26 protein-coding genes, 2 tRNA genes and 1 rRNA gene are annotated in these 20,494 nt (G+C 50.4%); 18 read left to right on the forward strand and 11 right to left on the reverse strand.

Annotated elements, in window-relative coordinates; all coding sequences use genetic code 11:
- Positions 1-7 precede the first annotated feature (7 nt).
- The 4 genes from KGI06_01425 (at position 8) to KGI06_01440 (ending at position 3,347) form a co-directional block, all read left to right on the forward strand.
- Positions 8-613, forward strand: a complete 606-nt coding sequence (locus KGI06_01425) for a 3'-5' exonuclease (GenBank protein MDE1870880.1) — start codon at positions 8-10, stop codon at positions 611-613.
- An 8-nt stretch (positions 614-621) separates the two neighbouring features.
- Positions 622-1,218 (forward strand): 3'-5' exonuclease, encoded by a 597-nt coding sequence (locus tag KGI06_01430; protein ID MDE1870881.1) that lies wholly within the window; start codon positions 622-624, stop codon positions 1,216-1,218.
- 224 nt (positions 1,219-1,442) lie between these two features.
- Positions 1,443-2,931, forward strand: a 16S ribosomal RNA gene (locus KGI06_01435).
- Positions 2,932-3,056: 125 nt separating this feature from the next.
- The gene (locus tag KGI06_01440) at positions 3,057-3,347 is read left to right on the forward strand and encodes a hypothetical protein (protein ID MDE1870882.1); all 291 of its coding nucleotides are present in this window, start codon (positions 3,057-3,059) and stop codon (positions 3,345-3,347) included.
- 104 nt (positions 3,348-3,451) lie between these two features.
- On the opposite strand, the gene KGI06_01445 is transcribed toward KGI06_01440, so the two are convergent.
- Both KGI06_01445 and KGI06_01450 read right to left on the reverse strand, forming a co-directional pair.
- The gene (locus tag KGI06_01445) at positions 3,452-3,901 is read right to left on the reverse strand and encodes a maleylpyruvate isomerase N-terminal domain-containing protein (protein ID MDE1870883.1); all 450 of its coding nucleotides are present in this window, start codon (positions 3,899-3,901) and stop codon (positions 3,452-3,454) included.
- Positions 3,902-3,929: 28 nt separating this feature from the next.
- Entirely contained in the window at positions 3,930-4,553 is a 624-nt protein-coding gene (locus KGI06_01450; GenBank protein MDE1870884.1) for an SGNH/GDSL hydrolase family protein, read from the reverse strand.
- 93 nt (positions 4,554-4,646) lie between these two features.
- On the opposite strand from KGI06_01450, the gene KGI06_01455 reads away from it, so the two are divergent.
- Both KGI06_01455 and KGI06_01460 read left to right on the forward strand, forming a co-directional pair.
- Positions 4,647-4,949, forward strand: a complete 303-nt coding sequence (locus KGI06_01455) for a hypothetical protein (protein ID MDE1870885.1) — start codon at positions 4,647-4,649, stop codon at positions 4,947-4,949.
- Positions 4,950-4,968: 19 nt separating this feature from the next.
- The gene (locus tag KGI06_01460; protein MDE1870886.1) at positions 4,969-5,490 is read left to right on the forward strand and encodes a hypothetical protein; all 522 of its coding nucleotides are present in this window, start codon (positions 4,969-4,971) and stop codon (positions 5,488-5,490) included.
- 16 nt (positions 5,491-5,506) lie between these two features.
- Here the strand turns inward: KGI06_01460 and KGI06_01465 are convergent, their stop codons facing one another.
- Positions 5,507-5,812 (reverse strand): RNHCP domain-containing protein, encoded by a 306-nt coding sequence (locus KGI06_01465; GenBank protein MDE1870887.1) that lies wholly within the window; start codon positions 5,810-5,812, stop codon positions 5,507-5,509.
- A 61-nt stretch (positions 5,813-5,873) separates the two neighbouring features.
- On the opposite strand from KGI06_01465, the gene KGI06_01470 reads away from it, so the two are divergent.
- On the forward strand, positions 5,874-7,283 hold the full coding sequence (locus tag KGI06_01470) for an aspartate ammonia-lyase (protein ID MDE1870888.1): 1,410 nt from the start codon (positions 5,874-5,876) through the stop codon (positions 7,281-7,283).
- A 3-nt stretch (positions 7,284-7,286) separates the two neighbouring features.
- Here the strand turns inward: KGI06_01470 and KGI06_01475 are convergent, their stop codons facing one another.
- Positions 7,287-7,814 carry a peptidylprolyl isomerase gene (locus KGI06_01475; protein ID MDE1870889.1) on the reverse strand — a complete coding sequence of 176 codons (528 nt, stop codon included), beginning with the start codon at positions 7,812-7,814 and terminating at the stop codon, positions 7,287-7,289.
- Positions 7,815-7,923: 109 nt separating this feature from the next.
- Here KGI06_01475 and KGI06_01480 point away from each other — a divergent pair, with 109 nt between their 5' ends.
- From KGI06_01480 to KGI06_01500, 5 genes are all read left to right on the forward strand, one after another.
- On the forward strand, positions 7,924-8,877 hold the full coding sequence (locus KGI06_01480; GenBank protein ID MDE1870890.1) for a hypothetical protein: 954 nt from the start codon (positions 7,924-7,926) through the stop codon (positions 8,875-8,877).
- Positions 8,878-9,016: 139 nt separating this feature from the next.
- Positions 9,017-10,732, forward strand: a complete 1,716-nt coding sequence (locus KGI06_01485; protein ID MDE1870891.1) for an FAD-binding protein — start codon at positions 9,017-9,019, stop codon at positions 10,730-10,732.
- Positions 10,729-11,463, forward strand: coding sequence for a succinate dehydrogenase/fumarate reductase iron-sulfur subunit (locus KGI06_01490; GenBank protein MDE1870892.1), 735 nt, complete (start codon positions 10,729-10,731; stop codon positions 11,461-11,463). Before KGI06_01485 ends, KGI06_01490 begins: the two co-directional genes overlap by 4 nt.
- A gap of 2 nt (positions 11,464-11,465) precedes the next feature.
- Positions 11,466-12,176 (forward strand): hypothetical protein, encoded by a 711-nt coding sequence (locus KGI06_01495; GenBank protein ID MDE1870893.1) that lies wholly within the window; start codon positions 11,466-11,468, stop codon positions 12,174-12,176.
- Between the two features lie 4 nt (positions 12,177-12,180).
- Positions 12,181-12,351, forward strand: coding sequence for a hypothetical protein (locus tag KGI06_01500; GenBank protein ID MDE1870894.1), 171 nt, complete (start codon positions 12,181-12,183; stop codon positions 12,349-12,351).
- 7 nt (positions 12,352-12,358) lie between these two features.
- Here the strand turns inward: KGI06_01500 and KGI06_01505 are convergent, their stop codons facing one another.
- Positions 12,359-13,639 (reverse strand): NADP-dependent malic enzyme, encoded by a 1,281-nt coding sequence (locus KGI06_01505; GenBank protein ID MDE1870895.1) that lies wholly within the window; start codon positions 13,637-13,639, stop codon positions 12,359-12,361.
- A 75-nt stretch (positions 13,640-13,714) separates the two neighbouring features.
- On the opposite strand from KGI06_01505, the gene KGI06_01510 reads away from it, so the two are divergent.
- Positions 13,715-14,248 carry a hypothetical protein gene (locus KGI06_01510; protein ID MDE1870896.1) on the forward strand — a complete coding sequence of 178 codons (534 nt, stop codon included), beginning with the start codon at positions 13,715-13,717 and terminating at the stop codon, positions 14,246-14,248.
- Between the two features lie 27 nt (positions 14,249-14,275).
- Here KGI06_01510 and KGI06_01515 read toward each other — a convergent pair whose 3' ends face one another.
- Genes KGI06_01515 through KGI06_01525 form a run of 3 tightly spaced genes read right to left on the reverse strand, consistent with a single transcriptional unit; the run spans position 14,276 to position 15,945 of the window.
- Entirely contained in the window at positions 14,276-14,782 is a 507-nt protein-coding gene (locus KGI06_01515; GenBank protein ID MDE1870897.1) for a 30S ribosomal protein S11, read from the reverse strand.
- A 16-nt stretch (positions 14,783-14,798) separates the two neighbouring features.
- Positions 14,799-15,392, reverse strand: a complete 594-nt coding sequence (locus tag KGI06_01520; protein ID MDE1870898.1) for a 30S ribosomal protein S4 — start codon at positions 15,390-15,392, stop codon at positions 14,799-14,801.
- A gap of 4 nt (positions 15,393-15,396) precedes the next feature.
- Positions 15,397-15,945 carry a 30S ribosomal protein S13 gene (locus KGI06_01525; GenBank protein ID MDE1870899.1) on the reverse strand — a complete coding sequence of 183 codons (549 nt, stop codon included), beginning with the start codon at positions 15,943-15,945 and terminating at the stop codon, positions 15,397-15,399.
- A 150-nt stretch (positions 15,946-16,095) separates the two neighbouring features.
- Between KGI06_01525 and KGI06_01530 the strand changes: the two genes are divergently transcribed.
- Together KGI06_01530 and KGI06_01535 are read left to right on the forward strand one after the other, a co-directional pair.
- Positions 16,096-16,608, forward strand: a complete 513-nt coding sequence (locus KGI06_01530) for an NUDIX domain-containing protein (GenBank protein ID MDE1870900.1) — start codon at positions 16,096-16,098, stop codon at positions 16,606-16,608.
- Positions 16,609-16,612: 4 nt separating this feature from the next.
- Complete coding sequence (locus tag KGI06_01535; GenBank protein MDE1870901.1) at positions 16,613-17,503, forward strand: NAD(P)H-hydrate dehydratase; 891 nt, start codon at positions 16,613-16,615, stop codon at positions 17,501-17,503.
- Positions 17,504-17,510: 7 nt separating this feature from the next.
- Here KGI06_01535 and KGI06_01540 read toward each other — a convergent pair.
- A tRNA-Ser gene (locus KGI06_01540) sits at positions 17,511-17,644 on the reverse strand.
- Between the two features lie 84 nt (positions 17,645-17,728).
- On the opposite strand from KGI06_01540, the gene KGI06_01545 reads away from it, so the two are divergent.
- The gene (locus KGI06_01545) at positions 17,729-18,352 is read left to right on the forward strand and encodes a class I SAM-dependent methyltransferase (protein MDE1870902.1); all 624 of its coding nucleotides are present in this window, start codon (positions 17,729-17,731) and stop codon (positions 18,350-18,352) included.
- Position 18,353: 1 nt separating this feature from the next.
- Here KGI06_01545 and KGI06_01550 read toward each other — a convergent pair.
- Positions 18,354-18,470, reverse strand: a tRNA-Lys gene (locus KGI06_01550).
- Positions 18,471-18,589: 119 nt separating this feature from the next.
- Between KGI06_01550 and KGI06_01555 the strand changes: the two genes are divergently transcribed.
- Both KGI06_01555 and KGI06_01560 read left to right on the forward strand, forming a co-directional pair.
- Positions 18,590-19,153, forward strand: a complete 564-nt coding sequence (locus KGI06_01555; GenBank protein ID MDE1870903.1) for a redoxin domain-containing protein — start codon at positions 18,590-18,592, stop codon at positions 19,151-19,153.
- 20 nt (positions 19,154-19,173) lie between these two features.
- Positions 19,174-19,689, forward strand: coding sequence for a tetratricopeptide repeat protein (locus KGI06_01560; protein ID MDE1870904.1), 516 nt, complete (start codon positions 19,174-19,176; stop codon positions 19,687-19,689).
- 15 nt (positions 19,690-19,704) lie between these two features.
- Here the strand turns inward: KGI06_01560 and KGI06_01565 are convergent, their stop codons facing one another.
- Positions 19,705-20,493, reverse strand: coding sequence for an ABC transporter permease (locus KGI06_01565; GenBank protein MDE1870905.1), 789 nt, complete (start codon positions 20,491-20,493; stop codon positions 19,705-19,707).
- Between the last annotated feature and the right edge of the window lies 1 nt (position 20,494).

Below are 20,494 nucleotides of genomic sequence, written 5' to 3' on the forward strand. Positions count from 1 at the left end.
TTTTCTGATGGGGGAAATGATAGTCATAGACATAGAGACGACCGGTCAGGTGCCTTGGGAGCATTCCATACTGAGCATAGGCGCAGTGGATTTCAACAATCCAGGCAACCAGTTCTATATGGAATGCACGGCCAGGCGGGGCGCGAAGATAGACCAGAGGGCGCTGGAAATAAACGGGTTCACGATGGACGAGATAACCAGCGGCAAAAAGGAAAGCATGGAGCACATGTTAAGGGAATTCGTGGCATGGGCCGGCAAGGTGAGCGACATGACGCTTGCAGGGCACAACCATTACATGGACGTGTATTTCCTTGAGTACTCGTTGAACCTCTTCGGGATAGAAAGCCCTTTCAGGTACAGGCTCGTTGACACGCACACGCTCGTATATGCGCACATGCTCTCCAGGAATCTGGATATACCGCTGGACAGGAACGGCTCGGGAATAAACTCCGAAGTTTTCCTTAAATACTGCGGGCTTCCGAAGGAGCCGGTGCCGCACAACGGGCTTGCCGGTGCGAAGATCGAGGCGGAGGCGCTTTCCAGGCTCATGTTCGGAAAGGGCATAATAAGCGAGTACAAAGAGTTCGCGATTCCGGAGTACCTCGAAAGGTAAGTGATATTATGATAGTTTTGGACATGGAGATGTCAGGATTGGACATAAGGAGGAATTCCATACTGAGCATAGGCGCAGTGGATTTCAACAATCCAGGCAACCAGTTCTACATGGAATGCAGGCTGAGGAAGTACGGGAAGTTCGATTCTGAGGCGCTTGCGGTGAACGGCTTCACCGAGAAGGGCATAAGGGACAGGAAGAAGCCCAGCGAGGAAAACATGCTCCGCGAGTTCTGCAAGTGGATGGATTCGGTGAACGACAGGACGATAGCAGGGCACAACGTCCAGTTCGACATACGTTTCCTCAAGCACGCATTGTACAAGTACGGCATAGACTACAAGGTGGGGAGCAGGTGCGTTGACACGTATGCGTTGGCGTACATAAACATGCTCAAAGGCAGGAGGAACCCGCCGATGAAGGAGAACCGCGCGGACATAACATCGAACGTTGTATTCAGGTACTGCGGGCTTGACAGGGAGCCTGACCCGCACAACGCGCTGACCGGTGCAAAGATGATGGCAGAATCGATATCAAGGATTGTCTACGGTAGGAGCATAATCGATGAATTCGGGCCTTTCAGGATCCCGGATTACCTGAAGCAGTGACGGGTTTATCCAGGTCGGAAGAATAGAGAGCAAGGTTTAAATACCCTATTCTATATAACTATTAACGTTTGTTTTTTTCTTTATGTAAGTCCTATTTGTTGGATTTAGAACCTTTACTGTGAAAATTCCTTTTTGGAATTGGATGTAGTCTTGAGGAATGTAAAGAGAGAAATCGCAACGCAATTGCTAAACAATTGCCAAACTCCAGATAAGGAGGCACATCGACTCCAGTCGATGCTGCTGGAGGACACTGCTATCAGATTTCGACAGCCATGCAAGTTAGCTCAGCGACTTCGCTGGGCAGCGTACGGCTCAGTAACACGTGGTCAATCTACCGTAAAGAGGGGGATAACGATGGGAAACTGTCGCTAATACCCCATAGGTTAGGACACCTGGAAGGAGTCCTAGCCAAAAAGGTTGCAAATTGGAGCATTACCGCTTTACGATGAGACTGCGGCGGATCAGGCTGTTGGCGGGGTAACGGCCCACCAAACCGATAACCTGTAGGGGATGTGAGAGCATAGGCCCCGAGAAGGGCACTGAGACAAGGGCCCTAGCGCTACGGCGTGCAGCAGGCGCGCAAACTCCACAATGCGCGTAAGCGTGATGGGGGGAATCTGAGCGATTCACTTCGGTGAATCTTTTGCCAAGTTTAGTCAGCTTGGCGAATAAGTGCTGGGCAAGACCGGTGGCAGCCGCCACGGTAATACCGGCAGCACAAGTGGTGTCCACGATTATTGGGCTTAAAGCGCTCGTAGCTGGCAAGTACCGTCTCGTGTGAAATATTGGCGCTCAACGTCAATGCGGGCACGAGATACCTACTTGCTAGGGAGCGGGTGAGGTCAGGAGTACTTATGGGGAAGGGGTAAAATCCTATAATCCTATAAGGACTAACGGTGGCGAAGGCGCCTGACTAGAACGCATCCGACAGTGAGGGGCGAAGGCTAGGAGAACGAATCGGATTAGATACCCGAGTAGCCCTAGCAGTAAATCATGCAGACTCTGATGTTGCACATATCTCGAATATGTGCAGTACCGTAGCGCAAGTGTTAAGTCTGCCGCCTGGGGAGTACGGTCGCAAGATTGAAACTTAAAGCAATTGGCGGGGGAGCACCACAAGGGGTGGATGCTGCGGTTTAATTGAATTCAACGTCGGAAATATTACCAGGAGCGACGGCAGGATGAAGGCCAGACTAAAGATCTTGCTTGACGAGCCGAGAGGTAGTGCATGGCGATCGTCAGCTCGTGGTGTGAACTGTCCGGTTAAGTCCGGTAACGAGCGAGACCTTCGCTAACAGTTGCTACCGGTGTAGAGATACACCGGGCACTCTGTTAGGACCGCCTCTGTTTAAAGAGGAGGAAGGAGAGGGCAACGGTACGTCAGTATGCTCTGAATCTTCTGGGCAACACGTGGCATACAAAGGTTGGCACAATGAGATGCAACACCGAGAGGTGAAGCAAATCCCCTAAAACCAGCCCGAGTTCGGATTGAGGGCTGAAACTCGCCCTCATGAAGCTGGAATCCCTAGTAATCGCATGTCACTATCGTGCGGTGAATATGTCCCAGCTCCTTGCACACACCGCCTGCCAAGTCACCCAAGTGGGGTCCTAGTGAGGCAGTGCCTTTCAAGGCATTTTCGAGTTAGGGTTCCGTGAGGAGGGCTAAGGCATAACAAGGTATCCGTAGGGGAACCTGCGGATAGATCACCTCGAATACAATTAGTGTGCAACAGCGCGATTCTCTCGCATTAAACCTCAAGGCTACGATTTTTGTAAGCTCAGCGCGAGCTTTATAATAATCCATTTGGAAAGGAAAAGTAGATTAATAGTGGTATCCTATGACCAAACAACAAAAGGTAAAGACCAATTATAAAGAACGTGTATGGTCTGTTGAAGAAGGAGAAAGGTTAATGCATCAGAGAAATCCAAATAATTTAATGCTTAGGTCTGCTGAACTTGAAGCAAAAAGAGATTATGATGGGGCTATAAAGGCAATAGAAAGTGCAATTAAAAAGAATCCGAAAACAACACCATTAACTTTTTACCTTTCTGATTTGTTAAGGCGTAAACAGATATACGAATCCGGAATAGCACGCGAATCAAAAAAGCATAAAACTGCCAGAGCATAACAAGGTATCCGTAGGGGAACCTGCGGATAGATCACTCGAATATAATTAGTGTGCAAAGTTGCGTTTCCTCGCATTAAACCTCAAGACTACGATTTTTTGAAGGATTAGCGTGAGCTGTATTTGGAATTATTGGATAATACCTTTTGAATTTGTTTATAATGGCCGAAAATATGATTAGCGTCTGTCCCATCAAAAAGCCATCCGAATCTTTTTGAGTCGGCTTTTAAATCAGTTATCCCTATCCGCTTCATCTCCCTTTTTACTATCTTATACTGGTGCTTCCATTCTTTTATCAAAGCACTATTGGAATATGTCTTGTATCGTTTGACTGACTTTTTATTGAAATCATCAAAATTATTTGTATGAGACCACCAGGCCCTTTTACGCGTTTTATATAGCTTGTATAATGTCCTTGCATCCTCTCTTTCCCAACCGACTAAATGAGCAACAACATCCTTAATTGTCCAATTTTCGTTCACTTTTAGTTTCCAATCACCTTTGTCCAGTCTTTCTAGTAATTTAAAGAATTCTTTATGAAGTTTATCAACTTCCACAAAATCACCCGGTATATACCATCTTTATTCACAATAAGTCATTCTTTTTCAAGAAATTCCTTACTTTTGTAAAAATAAATCTGTAGCCCTTGGCATTAGGATGCAGGCCATCTTCCAATAAAATTTTGTAATCCTTTTTCAGCATTATCTTATTTATATCCAGAAAAGGCAAATTCTCGTGTTTGCAACATTCTTTGATTATGTTGTTGAATCTTGTCACCCTCTCATTTGTCAATACAGTACCACTGCGCTGCAAAGTCTTTGATTCGTCAACTGGAAGAAGCCCCAGGAATGCCACCTTCTGATTTAATGATGTTGCATTTCTTATGAGTTCTAAAACGTTGCTTCTGAATTTGCCTTCTTTAATCAGTATATTCTCTTCAGAGACAAAGTTATTGTACTTTGTATCGTTAGTCCCTATCGCTATTATCGTTGTGCAAGCATCCATTTGCTCCTTGGATCTTAGTCTGGCTTTTGTTTCGATGTTAAGCCTTTCCAGTAATTCAGATGAGTCTTGGCCAGGTATCCCTAAATTATAGACTTTATTCCCATCGTTAAGCTGTTCAAACCATTTCTTCAGATAACCGCACCAACCACCATTATAGCCTTCCCCGAAGGTGATGCTGTCCCCAAAGCACAAAATCGTACTCAAACAATCATTCCACACAGTTTCATTAGATTACCAACATATATCTTTATTGAATACTTTATTATATTTTCAAAGATCAATAAAAACGTGTTATAAATGGCCGAATCCAAATTTGCACAGCCAAAAAGCAAGGATTGGACAAAATCGTTAACCTCCAATCCCTTTATCCAGAAGAAACTTGCCGAAAGGGATCCGATAGAGGTTATGATGAGCGGAGCCGACCGTAAAACAGGTAATTTCGCCCTGCTTTTCAGCTGCATTGCCTTGAGCAAGCATGCAGAGATAACAGGGGTATTGGACACCACTTCGAGTGCTTTTCAGGCTGCTGCAAGGAGCGAGGTTTGGAATTACTGGGTCAAGTACCCAATATCTTCAATAAAGGCGCAATTGAGGAAATAGGGATTTATGAGGTGGACAAATGGCGAAAAAACTACCCTTGAGCCCTGACATCAGCTACTTCCTTGGAGCATATCGCTGCAACCGCATTTACAGGAATATTTACCTGCATGCTGCAGACAAGAAGCTTGTCGAACGCTTTGTCAAGATAGCGATAATGGAATTGGGCACCAAGGCTGATGCTGTAAGTGTTACAATCGACGGCAAATTTGCAAATGCGGAGATTGGCAATTCCAAGCTAAAGAAGCTGCTAGATAAAGCACTGGAGGAGAGGGACAGGATATTCAAGTACAGGAACGAGTATTCGGCAAGCTATTTCGCCGCGATGTTCGACTGCAACGGGGCGATGGACAGGAAGGGAATGTTCGTGAGGGGAATGGACTCATACGACAGGATCATTCTCGAAAGGATAGGCTTCCATACAAAAGGCGGCTCCGGAAAATGCTATTTCAGGAACGGAAACGACTTCTTCATGTTCATCGCGCCATTCAGCATAAAGGCGCAACTGATCAACAGGTACGTCGAGGAGAGGAGCACAGGCTAATGAAACGGATATGAGCTCACCTGCTCAGGAGCTCGATAAGAACGCCCTCATTGTCATTCTCGGCCGCGCGGACCCTCTTTCGCACCTTGCATTTCCTGCATTCGTATATTATTATGAACCCGTTCCTGTCGTTTTCAGACTTTACAGGCTCCATGAGGCCGCCGCAGTCCGAAGCCCTGTCCCCGGGGTTTATGTCCATGTGCTTGCTCCACAGGCACCTTGGGCAGTGATCCGTATACCCGGTGCCTTTTACGTTCTTTTTGCACACGTCACACGTGAAATTTTCCTGGTTCTTCGAAAATCTCCTGGAATTTTGCTCCATGCACTCCACTGTTATCAAAAGGCATAAAATCCTTAATTTGTATTGTTCTTAGGGTATTTAAATGCGATTGGAAGAGGATTCATTCGGAAGCATAAAAGTGCCGTCGGACGCCTACTACGGGCCTTTCACGCAAAGGTCGATGGACAACTTCCACATTTCAGGGACTTATTTCCAGAAGGAATTCATACACGCGTATGCGATTCTGAAACGCTCCGCAGCCATAGCAAACGAAAGGCTCGGCGCCCTGGACCCGAGGATATCCAGGGCGATAGTCAGGGCATGCGACGAAATAATAAACGGCAAGTTCGGCGACCAGTTCAGGGTTGACGTCTTCCAGGCTGGCACGGGAACCTCGACCAACATGAACCTGAACGAGGTCATAGCGAACAGGGCATTGGAAATCCTCGGGCACAAGAGGGGAAACTACAGGGTCGTAAATCCTAACGACCACGTGAACATGTCCCAGTCGACCAACGACACCTTCCAGTCTGCGGCGCACATTGCCGCATGCCTAATGATTAAGAAAAGGCTCGTCCCAGCGTTGGAAAAGTACCAGAAGTCGATAGAGAAGAAGTCGGGGGAATTTTCTGGTATAGTGAAGTCCGGGAGGACGCACCTCATGGATGCCGTTCCGATAACCCTCGGGCAGGAGTTCAGCGGCTATACGATAGAGCAGGAGATGAAGGAGATAAGGGAGGCATCCGATGACCTGCTGCACCTAAGCGTGGGGGGTACTGCCGTAGGCACCGGACTGAACACGTACCCAAAATACAAGAGCCTGTTTTTCTCGGAACTAAACAGGTACACTAAATCCAGGTTCGTACCTGTAAAAAACAATTTCGCGATGACGCAGAACATAACCACCATAGCTGAAACAAGCTCAAAACTCAGGAACCTCTGCTTAAAGCTCATAAAGACCTCAAACGACCTGAGGCTCATGTCTTCCGGCCCGTATGCTGGGCTCAACGAGATTGCGCTGCCTGCAGTGCAGGCGGGCTCTTCCATAATGCCGGGCAAGGTGAACCCTTCGATGCCCGAGATGCTGACAATGGTGTGCTTCAGCGTGATGGGCAACGATTCCACAATAGCTATTGCAGCGCAGGGGGGCCAGTTCGAGCTCAACATATTTGTACCGGTTGCCGCATACAAGCTGCTTGAATCGATAGGAATACTCTCAAAGGGCATTGAGGTGTTCACTGAAAGGTGCATATCAGGCATAAGGCCGAACAGGGCGCAGCTAAGGGGATATTTCGAGAGGAGCGCCGAAGTCGCAACCGCGCTTTCCCCTGCACTGGGCTACGAGAGAGTGGCAATGCTTGTCAAGGAGGCTGAGCGCAGGGACTTAAGCATAAGGGATTTGGTGCTGGAGAAAAGGCTTATTGGGAAAAAGGAGCTTGACAGGATCCTTGATCCTGCAAGGCTGACTAGGCCGGACCTTCCGTTTTCAAAAGCAGGCAAAAAAAGGGCTTAGGCGTCATCCCTTTTTCTTTATGCCGACGACCTTGATTGTGAATACAAGGGTGTCACCCGCAAGCGGCGGGTTGAAGTCCACAGTTGCCGTGGTTGCGTTGACCGCGGTTATCGTTCCCTGCTGGTAGCTTGAGGTGGTTACAACCATGCCTACGCTAACGGTCTGGTTGCCGAAGCTGCTCAGCGGCACCTGCACTATCAGGCTAGGATTGACCTCGCCGTAGGCCTGGCTTGGGGGCAGCGTTATCGTCTTAGTTTCATTTAGCTTCATGCCTATTACTCCCTGATCGAAGCCCTCGATCAGCTGGTTTGAGCCGGCAGTGAACTGCAGCGGCTGCTTGCCCACGTTCGTATCGAACACGGTGCCGTTCGTGAACTTCCCGGTATAGTATACGCTCACGTTGTCCCCTGCAGCAACTGCGGGAGTTGCGGCTCCGCTGAGCACAAAGTACGCCGAACCTATTATTGCAGCAGCCACTACGATTATCAGTATGGGGTAGAGCGGTTTCGCGGTTATCTTGTCCAATTGCATGATATCTGACCCAATATTAATTGTGGGTGCACCTTTTAAGCATTTACTAAGGTTTTTATATCTGGAAACTGCCTAATAGTACCGGGCAAAGAGCATTGACGTGGCAAAAATGGTAACAAGAACAAGGAACTACAATGATGAGACTGCCGGAGGCGGCGATGGCACAGGAGAGTCTATCGTCAAGCGCGCGAGGTCCAGAATCAAAAAGCAGTTAGGAGCGCTTACAATAGCAGTTGCATTCTCCTCCCCGATTGCACTGGCGCAAAATCCGCGGCCGGTTGGCAACATTACCGATGTCGGGCAGTATGAAACGGTAAAATTCAGCGAATTGAAATATGACATACAGCAGGCGCTGCTGATTGTCGACCCGAATTACACTTCCAAAAGCATATCGGCGCTTGTGACACCCCCAAGAACAAGAAATTCCATAGCGATGCTTTTGAATGCGCAATCAAAGGAAGGTTATTGGTACCAGGTGGGGGTAGGAAAGGGCGCAACAAGCAGGAGCATAGGCATGGAGAAATACGGGATCTATTACTGCGTATTCGACAATAAGGACAAAATGATATATTTCAGGGAGGATTCAATGGGAAAGCTGAATCCTGGAGATACCTACAAGGTTAACCTGGGATTCAATGGAAAAAGGATCGAGGGCAGGGTAACCGATTCCAAAAACAAGGTCCTCTCATCGCGGCTGCTTCCGACGCCAGGCACTGCAACCCAAAACCACTTCATCGCGGTATATGACCACAGGATCACAGGACTGATGACCGAAACGCTCAGCAAGGAGAAATTCATACCGGAGCCGCCTGCGGTATACAAGTTCTATCCAGGTCCGGTTCCTGCAAGGAAGGAAAGCCTGATGCCGAAATACGAACTAGGCGTTGAGATAAGGAGCATAGACATAGTAGGGCAAAACTCGGAAAAAATCGTTTACGCCGTGGAAACAAACAGCTATCCCAAAGAGACGCTCAACGTCGGGAAATATCACGTAACCGTCAACCAGGACAATGCTGACGGCACCTATACGTTCACCACGAAATCCGGTTATGGCGTTGAATGAGCAGCATGGATGCTGCCTTTCCGGCAGGCTTTACCCATACATGATGACACGTATCCTGCTCTGAATTTTGCAGGCCAACAAAGGTTTATAAATTGGCTTTGCTTATTGGATATCTTAACCGAAAGGGGGCCTTGCGCGAATGGATGATTACAAAAAGGTAAGCTGCGATGTTCTTGTAATAGGGGAAGGCGGCGCAGGCTTGCGAGCGGCAATCGAGGCAAGCGGCAAGGGCTCGTATGTAGTGCTCGTATCAAAGACGCTGCTCGGCAAGGCGCATACTGTAATGGCGGAAGGTGGCATAGCCGCTGCAGTGGCAAACGTAGATTCAAAGGACACCTGGCAGGTGCACTTCTCCGACACCATTGTTGAGGGCGATTACATCGGCGACTGGAGGATGGCGGAGATACTGGTCAAGGAGGCTCCCGAGCGCGTGTATGAATTGGAGAGATACGGCGCGCTGTTCGACAGGACGCCTGACGGCAGGATAATGCAGCGCGCATTCGGCGCGCACACGTACAGGAGGCTGTGCCACGTAGGCGACAAGACAGGCCTTGAGCTTATAAGGACGCTGGAGGACAGGATACTCCACAGCAACGTATCGTTCATGGACGAGCTGATGATAACAAAGCTCGCGAAGAGGGGGAACAGGATAATAGGCGCAATAGGGCTGGACCTCAAGGAGGGGAAATACGCAGTTATAGAATCGAAGGCGGTCGTCATTGCAACCGGAGGCGGCGGCAAGATATACAAGACTACATCCAATTCAAAGGAGACTACCGGAGACGGCATTGCGCTTGCGCTTGATGCGGGGGCCGAGCTCCGCGACATGGAGATGGTGCAGTTCCATCCTACAGGGATGGTCTATCCGCACGGGGTCAAGGGAGTGCTCGTCACCGAAGGCGCCAGGGGGGAAGGGGGCATACTGCTGAATTCCAAGGGGGAGAGGTTCATGCTAAGGTACTCGCCGAAGCTTAAGGAGCTTGACGCGAGGGACGTTGTGGCAAGGGCAATCTACAACGAGATAAAATCAGGGAACGGAACGGAGCACGGTGGAGTATACCTTGATGTAACGCACATGAGCGGCAGCTTCATAAAGAAGAAACTTCCAGCGATGTACGAGCAGTTCCTGGAATTCGCAGGGGTTGACATAACTAAGGAGAAGATGGAAGTTGCCCCGACTGTGCACTATTTCATGGGAGGCATAGGGGTTGATCCGGAAAACTGCAGCACCAGCATGGATGGTCTCTTTGCCGCGGGGGAAGTTGCAGGGGGCCTCCACGGGGCCAACAGGCTCGGGGGGAATTCGCTTGCGGACATACTCGTGTTCGGGAGGAGAGCGGGAAGCGCTGCATCTGATTATGCGGGAAAAGTGAAGAACGAGAGTATTGGCGGCAATGAGATATCGCGGGAGATAAAAAGGATAAGATCGTATCTAGCCAACGGGAAGGAGAGCCCGTACGCGCTTATAGAGGAGCTGAGGAAGTCGATGAGCATGCATGTTGGGATTATAAGGGAAAGGAGCGGGCTGTCGCAGGCGCTTGAAGACATATTGAAGCTCAGGAAGAGATCCGGGGGCATCGGCGTTGAGGGCGGCGAGAAGTACAACCAGGGGCTAGTGGCATGCATAGAGCTTGGATTCATGCTGAATGTTGCGGAATGCATAGTGAGATCCGCACTGGAGAGGAAGGAGAGCAGGGGCGCGCATGCGAGGAGCGACTACCCGGCTAAGAAAAGGGAATGGAAAGGAAACATATACTGCAAATCGAGCAGGGGAGGAATATCGCTCAGATTAAAGGAGGTTCCGGAGATGCCCGCGCGCCTTGGCAGGCTTGTAACGCCCGAGAGATATACATGAGGAGCATAAAGATGAGAGTATACAGGCAGGATCCGGAGAAGGATAGCTCCGGCCGTTACGAGGAATATGCAGTCCAGGTGGAAGAGGGCATGGTGGTCCTTGGTGCAATCATCAGCATAATAGAATCCATTGACTCAACGCTTTCCGCAAGATGGAACTGCGAGGCAGCCAGATGCGGATCCTGCAGTGCGGAGATAAACGGGGTTCCGAGGCTCATGTGCAAGACCAGGCTGGACGGGCTCGGCGATGTCGTTACCGTTGGGCCGATGAGGGCTTTCAGGCTCGTCAAGGACCTGGTTACCGACGTATCCGAAAATTACGATGCGGAAAGGAAGATTCCGGAGTTCCATCCGGACCCCAGCGCCAGGAGGCCCTGGAAAATGGCTGGCATGGACGTAGCAAGGTCTAAGGAGTTCAGGAAATGCATAGAATGCTACCTTTGCATGGATGTTTGCCACGTCATCAGGGAGCACAAGGCAAGTTACATAGGGCCGAGGCACGTCATAAAGGCCGCGGCGCTAGACATGCATCCCCTCGATACCATCGACAGGTCGGAAATGCTCAACAAGGATTCTGGGATAGGGTACTGCAATGTCACCAAATGCTGCCAGGAGGTATGTCCCGAACACATAAAAATCACGGACAATGCGATAATACCGGAAAAGGAAAGGGGCGCAGACAGCATATACGATCCACTTGGCAGGCTCTTCAAGAAAAAGGGCAGTGTATGAGCATGAATAAAAATCAGATCGCGAATCTTGTCCCTTCGGAGTTCCTCGAACCCAACTGGAGGCTGTATTCTTTCGCATTCCTGATGGTGCTCGCATCAGCGGCGCTGGTATTATTCCCCGTAAGGGAATTCAAGGGATACATAGATCCGTTTTATTCGCCAACTGTCCTCATAATACCGCTTGTCGGCCTTTTCAGGCTCACCTGCTATGCCTACAGGAAGGACTACAACAGGCACGTTTTCGGGCATCCGAACGCTTGCCAGATATACGAAAGAGGGGATTCTGCAAGCAGGAAATACACAGGGGAAACAAGTACGCTGCTCAAGCTGGAGAATTACCACAGGTACTTCATGTACGCTTCGGTCGCGGTGCTGCCTTTCTTCTATTACGACCTTTACCTCTCTTTGGCATACGGCGGCGGGTTCCTTCTCAGGATAGGCAGCATATTGCTAGCGGCAAACGCCGTAATGCTTACCCTGTACGTGCTCTCCTGCCATTCCGTAAGGAGCCTGATAGGCGGCAGGAAGGATTGCTTCAGCTGCATGAAGCTCCCAAGGCAGAGGAAGGGAATTTACGACGTCCAGTCAAGGCTCAATGCGCACCACGAGGCTCTCGCGTGGTCCAGCCTCATAATCATAGTATCGGTCGACCTGTTCATAAGGGCGATAAGCGCAGGCATACCGCTGGACCGCATCATCATGCACATCCTGTGATGCAATGGCGAAAATAATACCGACAAAATACAGATACCCGATGTTCTTCGCAGGGATTACCATAATGGCCGCGGCGGGATTTGCTGACAGGTACGCGCATCTCGGCCTGGGATTGACAGCAACATGCGCAGCTGCAGGCTTCCTGCTTTTCGTGGCTTCGATCGCATTGCCTTGAGAGCAGTTTAGGAAAGCAGTCCCTGCCTCGCTGCAAGCCGCTCCAGCTTCCTGTATTTTTTCAGCGAATCGCTGACGTTTTTCTTTACTTCGCTCGGGTTCGCATCTATCCTTGCCAGGCCCTGCTTGAGCAGCGCCCTGACGACCTCAGCCGCTACGCTGGCTGTCAGCTTCCTTGCGGCGCTGTTGTCCGTCAAATCAGGCATTATCGATTCCGGTGAAAGGTTCCTGGCCGCGGCCTTTGATATCACGGCTGACGCCCTGAGAAGGACGTATTCGTCTATTCCCTTCGCCCTAGCTTCCAGAATACCGCGCAGTATTCCCGGAAAAGCCGACAGGTTGTTGACCTGGTTGGGCGTATCGCTCCTTCCTGTTGCAACTATAAAGGCTCCGGCACCCTTCGCCTCTTCGTAGCTTATTTCAGGATCAGGATTCGCAAGAGCAAACACGATCGCCTTGTCAGACATCGAGCCTATGAGTTCCCTGTCGAATGCGCCTTTGGCTGATACGCCTATGAGCACGTCTGCGCCGTTTGCAACCGATCTTATGTCTCCGGTCTTCCCATCGCGGTTTGTAATATCTGCAATCATCTCCTTCGCGTAATTCATGTTCTCCTGCCTTCCTTTGTATATCAATCCGGAGGTATCGACCGCATATATGTTCCTGGCCCCGGCGTAGCTCAGCATCTCCGCTATGCCTATGCCTGCTGTTCCTGCGCCGTTTATGACTATTTTCGCGCTGCTGAGCTTCTTGCCTGCGAGCTTCAACGCATTAGTGAGCGCCGCAAGCGCCACCACGCCCACCCCGTTCCTGTCATCGTGGAAAACAGGTATGTCAAGCTCCTTTTTCAGCCTGTCTGCAATCCTGAGGCATTTGGGTGTCTCTATGTCCTCTATGTTTATTGCACCGAAAGGCGCGCATGCCGCCTTTACGATCTCCACTATCCTATCCTCATCCACGTCGCCAATGCAGAGTGGGAATGCATCCACGCCGCCGAACTTCTTGAGCAGTAGGGCCTTGCCTTCCATCACCGGAAGTCCTGCATCCGGACCTATTTTCCCCAGTCCGAGAACCCTTGTCCCATCGGTTACTATAGCTACGGTCCTGCCTTTCAGCGTATAATCGTAGACCGTGTTTTTGTCATCCTTTATCGCGAGGCAGGCGTATGCTACCCCCGGGGTGTAATAGGTGGACAGCTGCTCCCTTGTCTCCACCTCGACCCTCCCGATTATCCCTATCTTGCCCCTGGATTTTTTGTGGGCTTCAAGTACATCGCCTTCTTCAACCATAAAAACACGTTAGACTAAAAAGAACCTCAAGTATAAATATCATCGCTACAACAAATATAGATTCCGGGTATTGCCATGGAAAACGAAATTGTCCAATCCATTGTGCGTGATGCAGCACATGCGCGTTCCGCCAATCTGAGGGATCTTTTCAGGAGCAGGGTGCGCAGCGCGGATAGCCTGCAGGAAGTAAAGGAGGGGATTATAGAGGTGCTTATGGGATTGAATAACAGGGAACGCGCAAGGATAGGTTTCGTCTCAGGTATCATAACATCAGATGGCGAGGAATCCATAGGCAGGAACACCGAGGTGCTAGATGATTTCACATCGGCGCTCAAGAATTCCGTTTCTTTCGGCGTATTCTCGCAGGTGGACGTGTTCGATTACGAGCTTGCCTCAAGGATGAGGGGCAGGAGCTGCAGGGACGACTGGCAGGAGCTTTGGAGGGGAGTACTTGGCAGTTCCTGTGTCACGGACATCTTCATGACCCCCAGATGGGAAAAATCATGCGGCTCTGTTGACGAATATAAAACAGCCATAGGGATGGGCATCAACATATTCCACGTATACAGGCATCACCTGACCAACGAGCTGCACATCGTGAGAAAATAGCCGCACATGCATGCGTGCACTCCTGGGTTATACCCTTCTTCCCCTTCTTCCGCCAGGCCTCCTTGTAGTGTCTGTAGGTATCGGGGTTACATCGCCTATCCTGTTGACCCTGAGGCCGCTCCTTGCCAATACCCTAACGACAGCCTGGGCCCCAGCACCGGGTGTCTTGGCGCCGTGGCCTCCTGGCGCCCTTATCTCTATGTTTATGTTGGTTATGCCCTTTTCCTTTGCCTCCGCAGCGACCTTGTATGCTGCCTGCATTGCAGCGTAGGGCGATCCCTCCTGCGAATCGGCGTTTACCATCATGCCGCCGCTGCCAACAGCTATCGTTTCGGCGCCGCTAAGATCTGTAAGCGTTATTATCGTGTCGTTTGCAGACGAATACACGTGAGCCACGGCCCATCGCTCGGCCTTTGGCTTGACCACCTGCTGCGCCATTGCCTTAGATTCGTATGAAACGTTCTCCTTGTCCTTTGCCTTTGCCCCCTGCTGCGGCGGCGCTGCAGTTTTTTTAACCTGGGCTTTCTTCGGCATTGGTATTCACCATGTTTTATTTCTCTTCCTGTCCTTCAGCTGCAGGCTCCTCGGCGGGCTGCTGCCCCTGCGAAACCTGCTCCTCCTGGATCGGCGAAGGTCCTGCCCTTCTCGAGGCACCTTCCGGAGGCGAGATGTCTATCGGCTTGTAATAGCCTATGCTTCCCTCAACTATTGAATCAACAAGATATCCAGGCCTGTTGACCTTTCTCCCGTTTACGGCTATGAACCCGTGAACTGTGAGCTGGCGCGCCTGCTTCATTGTCCTGGCCATGCCCTTCCTGAAAACGACGGTCTGCAGCCTCCTGTTGAGAAGGTCGCTTTCCTTGATGTCGAGAAGATTGTCGAGGGTCGTGGTTGAGGTTGCAACGCCGAGCCTCCTTAATCGCCCTATTATTTTCTCCTTCACGTCATCGGATTCTGAGACGCCTGAAAGCAGCCTCCTCACGTTGCCCCTTATCCTGCTTACCTCAGTCTGCACCTGCCACAGCTCCTTCATGTTCTTGAGCCCGTACTCGTTTATAAGCGACCTGTCGGTCTTTATCCTTTCAAGGTTCCATCTTTCCTTGGGCTTCTTGAACTTCGACCTGTTTCTTTTTGGTGCTCCCAATCAATCACTTTGCCTTTGGCGCGGCGGGCTTAGCGGATCCTGCCGTAGCGGGCTGCAGGGCCTTCTTCGTCACGCCTATTGTTGCGCCGGTCCTTCCGGTGGAGCGGGTGTGCTGCCCGCGCACCTTCTGCCCGTATTGGTGCCTGAAGCCTCGCCATGTCTTGTTGGATATATCCCTGGATATGTCCTGCCTTGTATTGAATATCAGATCGTTGCTAACCACGTGTATGCTCTTTCCAGTTTCGGCATCCTTGTTCCTGTTTATAAGATACCATGGTATTCCGTTCTCCATGGGCTCCTTTATTATCTTCTCTATGTCCTCTATCTGCGACTCGCTCAGGGATCCTATCTGCGTGCTCTTCTGGATGCCTAGCTTGGATTCTATGGTAAGCGTAAGGGAATGGGACAAATTGAGGCCTATGCCCTTGACCTTCGACAATGCCCTCTCTATGTTCAATGATCCGTCAACGTCCCTTCCTGCTACCCTGACTATTGAAGAGGCTCCGCTAACTTGAGCCTTTCCTCTATGTTCTTGTTTTGGGCTTTCCGCCATTAGGGCACCTAAAAAACTCTGAGAATCTAGATAATTGCTTCAGAGACTGACAGCCGTAACGTAGTAATATTGTGTCAGATATATATAAAAACCATAAGGCTGAATTGTATTTAGGGGTTGAAATAGCTTATTAATGCCCGGAGTGGATTTATGGTCGCGGATAAGATAAGCCTTGAGAATGCGAAAAAGGAGAAGCTCTTCTATTTTGTTGCGAACGTTATAGTTTACAGGGAGAGCGACGGCAGGTGCCTTATACTGAAGAGGAGCAAGGGCGAGAAAGTGCATCCGGAGAAGTACTGCGTCCCTGGAGGCAAGCTTGAATGGAAGGACATGGATCTTGAAAACCCGACAAGGCTGAACGGCGAAGTCTTGGATTTTGAAAACGCTGTGGAGGATCTTCTTGAAAGGGAGGTCATGGAGGAATCAGGCATAACAATCAAGAAGGGCATGACATACATAAACAGCGTGGCTTTCGTCAGGCCGGATGGCATACCGGTAGTATTGCTAAAATTTGCGGCGAGATACGGATCCGGGGAGGTGAGGATAGAGGACGGATCCTTCACAGATTACGCGTGGGTGAACAGCAGCGAGGTAAATGACTACGACTGCATAGATGGGATAAAGGAGGAGGTATCCAAGGCTATCGGCGAGTTTTCGGGGTGATGCATTGCCTTCGGCAAAATACACTATGGCCAACATGGGAGACATTTACGCCGCAACGCCCAAACGGGATCCCTATTCCTCGAAAGCGGATAACGGAAGCGTAGTTGTTGTTGCCGGTAGCTGGAAGTTCCACGGTGCGCCAGTGCTTGCATCGACAGCCGCATATTCGGTGCTTGCTGCGCTTAGATCAGGCATAGGGTACGCAACATTATTCGTCCCGAAGGGCATACTCGATCCCGTAAGGAATCTGTCGCCTGACATAATAGCTAGGCCGTTGACAGGGAATTCGCTTGAACCGGATGACATCCCAACCATAACAGGGAAGATGGCCCGCTCCCAGTGCCTGGTAATCGGGCCGGGGCTTGGAAGGGAAAAAATGACAATGAATGCTGTGAGAATGCTGCTCGGCCATGCCAAGAGCAACGGGATGAAGGTGGTCGTGGACGCTGATGCTATATATGCGCTGGCAGGATACAGAAAAGAGCTAGGCAGCGATTTCATAATCACACCAAACATGAAGGAATTCGGGCTGTTTTGCAAAAAGGACATTAGCGAGAGGGACCTCTCGTTGAGGGTTGAAGCTGCGATGAACGTTTCGCGCTCGCTCAATGCAATTGTAGTACTCAAGGGCCACGACAGCGTAATAGCTAACGGTAAAATTGCTAAGGTTTCCAGGGCGAAGTCATCCGCTCTCGCGGTCATGGGAACAGGGGACGTCCTTTCCGGGATTATAGGGGGATACGCTGCCCTCAACAAGGACGCGTTCGCTGCTGCAGTTGCGGGCGTGCACCTTCACACGCTGATAGGAGACATGCTTTACAAGGAGAAGGGCAACCACATACTGGCTAGCGATGTTGTTGGAGGCATACCTAGGCTCCTCAGCAAAAGCGGGTAGGATTTTACGCCAGGGTTGGGATTTCCAAAGCTTTTGGTTAGGCTTTTACCAAAAGTTTATTTGAACCCAAAAGGCCTTGCGGCCACGCGCTTGCGGGATTTGTTTCCAGGCGCGCGCGTTACCGGATTCCGCCACCCTGGCATCTTTAAACATTATTGCGTTATTATATATAGTCTTTGCTGTCATTATCTAACTAACCGGATTGCGCAGCTATGGGACGGGTATGTGGAGATGGAGACAGGAGCGGCGAAAGAGCATTATTTTTCTAAGAACCCAGGGTCCAGGCACAGGAATGCGCTGATAAACTGCGTGCTTAGGAACAAGAATTATATCTTCCTTACCGACGCATCCACTTTCTCAAGGGCGAAGATCGATACGGGCACAAAGGTCCTGGCAAAATGCATGAAAATAAACAGGTCGGACGTCGTTCTCGACCTTGGCTGCGGATACGGGCCGATAGGAATTGTCGCGGCTGTTCTTGCGGAGGACGGAAAATGCTACATGGTCGACATAAACAGGAGGGCGGCGCGGCTTGCGGAGAAGAATGTAAAGCTAAACAACATAAAAAACGCAGAGGTGAGGTCCGGCAACATGTTCGAGCCCTTGGACGGCTTGCGTTTTGACGTCATATTGACAAACCCTCCGATAAACGCAGGAAGGAAGCTGGTCCTGGCCTTCATCGAAAATTCATACGGGCACCTCAAGCGCGAGGGGAGGTTCTATCTCGTGGTGCGCACGAAGCAGGGCGCGAAGACAATAAGGGAAATAATGAAGGGCATATTCGGCAACGCGGAATACGCCTCCATACACAGCGGCTACAGGGTAATAATGTCTTCAAGAGAAGAATAGCCGGGCTCGGGGGGATTTTCCTAAGCCTTTTGATTAAACTTCAGCCAAAAAGTTTATTTTGAACCCCCGACTTACTGGTTAAAAGCCAGCCACTCTGGCCAAACTGAGTTACGAGCCCAACAGCTATAGAATAGATATTTAATTATAAAAAACATGCGCTATGATGCTGATTTCCTTACCAAAACGATTTAAAGTTTTAATTGCCATATTATATGTCTAATTGTATCAAGTGGTAAAATGATAAAGATAGGAAGCACTATCCCGGACATGGAGCTTGAGGCTCTGGTGAATAATGAGATAAAGAAGGTAAGGATGCGAGATTACCTGGGCAAGTGGCTGGTGCTGATATTCTACCCTGCTGATTTCTCGTTCGTCTGCCCTACGGAGCTTGAGGAGGCCGCAAACCATTACGACGAATTCAGGAAGCTGGGTGCGGAGGTGCTGAGCGTGAGCACTGACACAGTGTTCTCGCACAAGGCGTGGCACGACACATCCCCAGCGATAAAGAAGATAACCTACCCGATGATTGCGGATCCAGCTGCAAAGCTCTCAAGGGAGTTCGGCACCTACATAGAGGATGAAGGGCTCTCGCTCAGGGGCACTTTCATAGTAGACCCGGAAGGGTATGTCAGGGCACTTGAGATGCACGACAACAGCCTGGGAAGGAACATCGCGGAAACGCTGAGGAAGCTCAAGGCGGCGATACACGTAAGGGAATTCCCAGGAGAGGTGTGCCCGGTGAACTGGGAGCCGGGGAAGAAGACGCTCAAGCCCGGCGCTGATCTTGTTGGGAAGATATGATATCGCACTAATGTGGTAAAATGACAACCATCCAGCGCAAAGACCTCATGAGAAGGATAGAGCTCAGGAAACATGGCAGTCCTTTCGATGCAAAATCCGAGCACGACAATGCAATCGGCATGCTCAAGCAGGGCATGTACCCAAAGGCGATAGAGGCCTATACAAGGATCATAGAGCACGATCCGAAGGAGAAAAGGGCGTACTACTACAGGGCGGTTGCCGAGGCCAAGGGCGGAAACCACGACAGGGCAATGACTGATCTGGACAGGGCGCTGGACATTGACGAGAATTACCTGGAGGCTAACGTGCTAACAGGGGTATTGCACTGCATATCCGGGAGCTACGGCGACGCGGTATATTATTTTGACAAGGCGAAGGACACTGGGAGCATGGAGGACATATACAACATACTCGAGGAGCAGCAAATGCTTGGCGACTCTAAGGCAAGCAAGAGGAAGGAAGCAATGGCCATCACCGAAATAATACTCGGCAATCCTGAAGCGCTGGGGATGGAGCTGGAGCTTGACGGGCTCTGACAATCCCGGATGCCATTACTTGCCCTGCATCCTGCTGAAGGCTATGTTTGCTATTATCACGAGGCCTATGGTTATGCCGAGGACTATGCCGAAGTCCAGGTAAACCGGATAGGTGTATATCCCAAGCAGCGCGCCCCTCATGCCGTCCACCCCGTACATGAGCGGGTCTATCGATGCGAGGCCCTTCATCCACAGTGGCGCCTTCTGCAGCGGGAACAGCGCGCCCGATAGGAAGAACATGGGCAATACCAGGAAATTCATCAGGACCTGGAACCCCTCTATGTTGTTTACGTACGATGCTATTATGAGTCCTATTGCCACGAATATCGCGGATATGAGCACCATGAATATTATTGCCTCTGCCACGCCTACGACGGTTAGCAGGCGGAGAGGTATGACACCCACTACCACTATTGCCGCGAATATCGCTATTGCGGTTATTAGAGACACAGTCGCGCTTCCAGCTATCTTGCCCATGACTATCCCCAGCCTCGAGACCGGGGCCACGAGTATCTCCTTGAGGAAGCCTAGCTGCTTGTCCCATATGACGCTTATGCCGGCGAATATAGATGTGAATAGTATGGTCATTCCTATAACTCCCGGTGCGAGGAATGTGAGATACGATACGTTGCCGAACGCGCCGGAGATGCCCCCTGCAGCGAACGCTGACCCGAATCCGACGCCCACTATCGCAAGCCATATGAGCGGCTGCCCTCCGGTGCCGACCAGCCTCGACTTCGACTTGACGAACCTTATGAGCTCCCTGAGCCACAGCGCGTATATGGTTTCTATTGTGTTGGCCATT

The organism is Candidatus Micrarchaeota archaeon, assembly GCA_028866575.1.
Classification (GTDB): domain Archaea; phylum Micrarchaeota; class Micrarchaeia; order Micrarchaeales; family Micrarchaeaceae; genus UBA12276.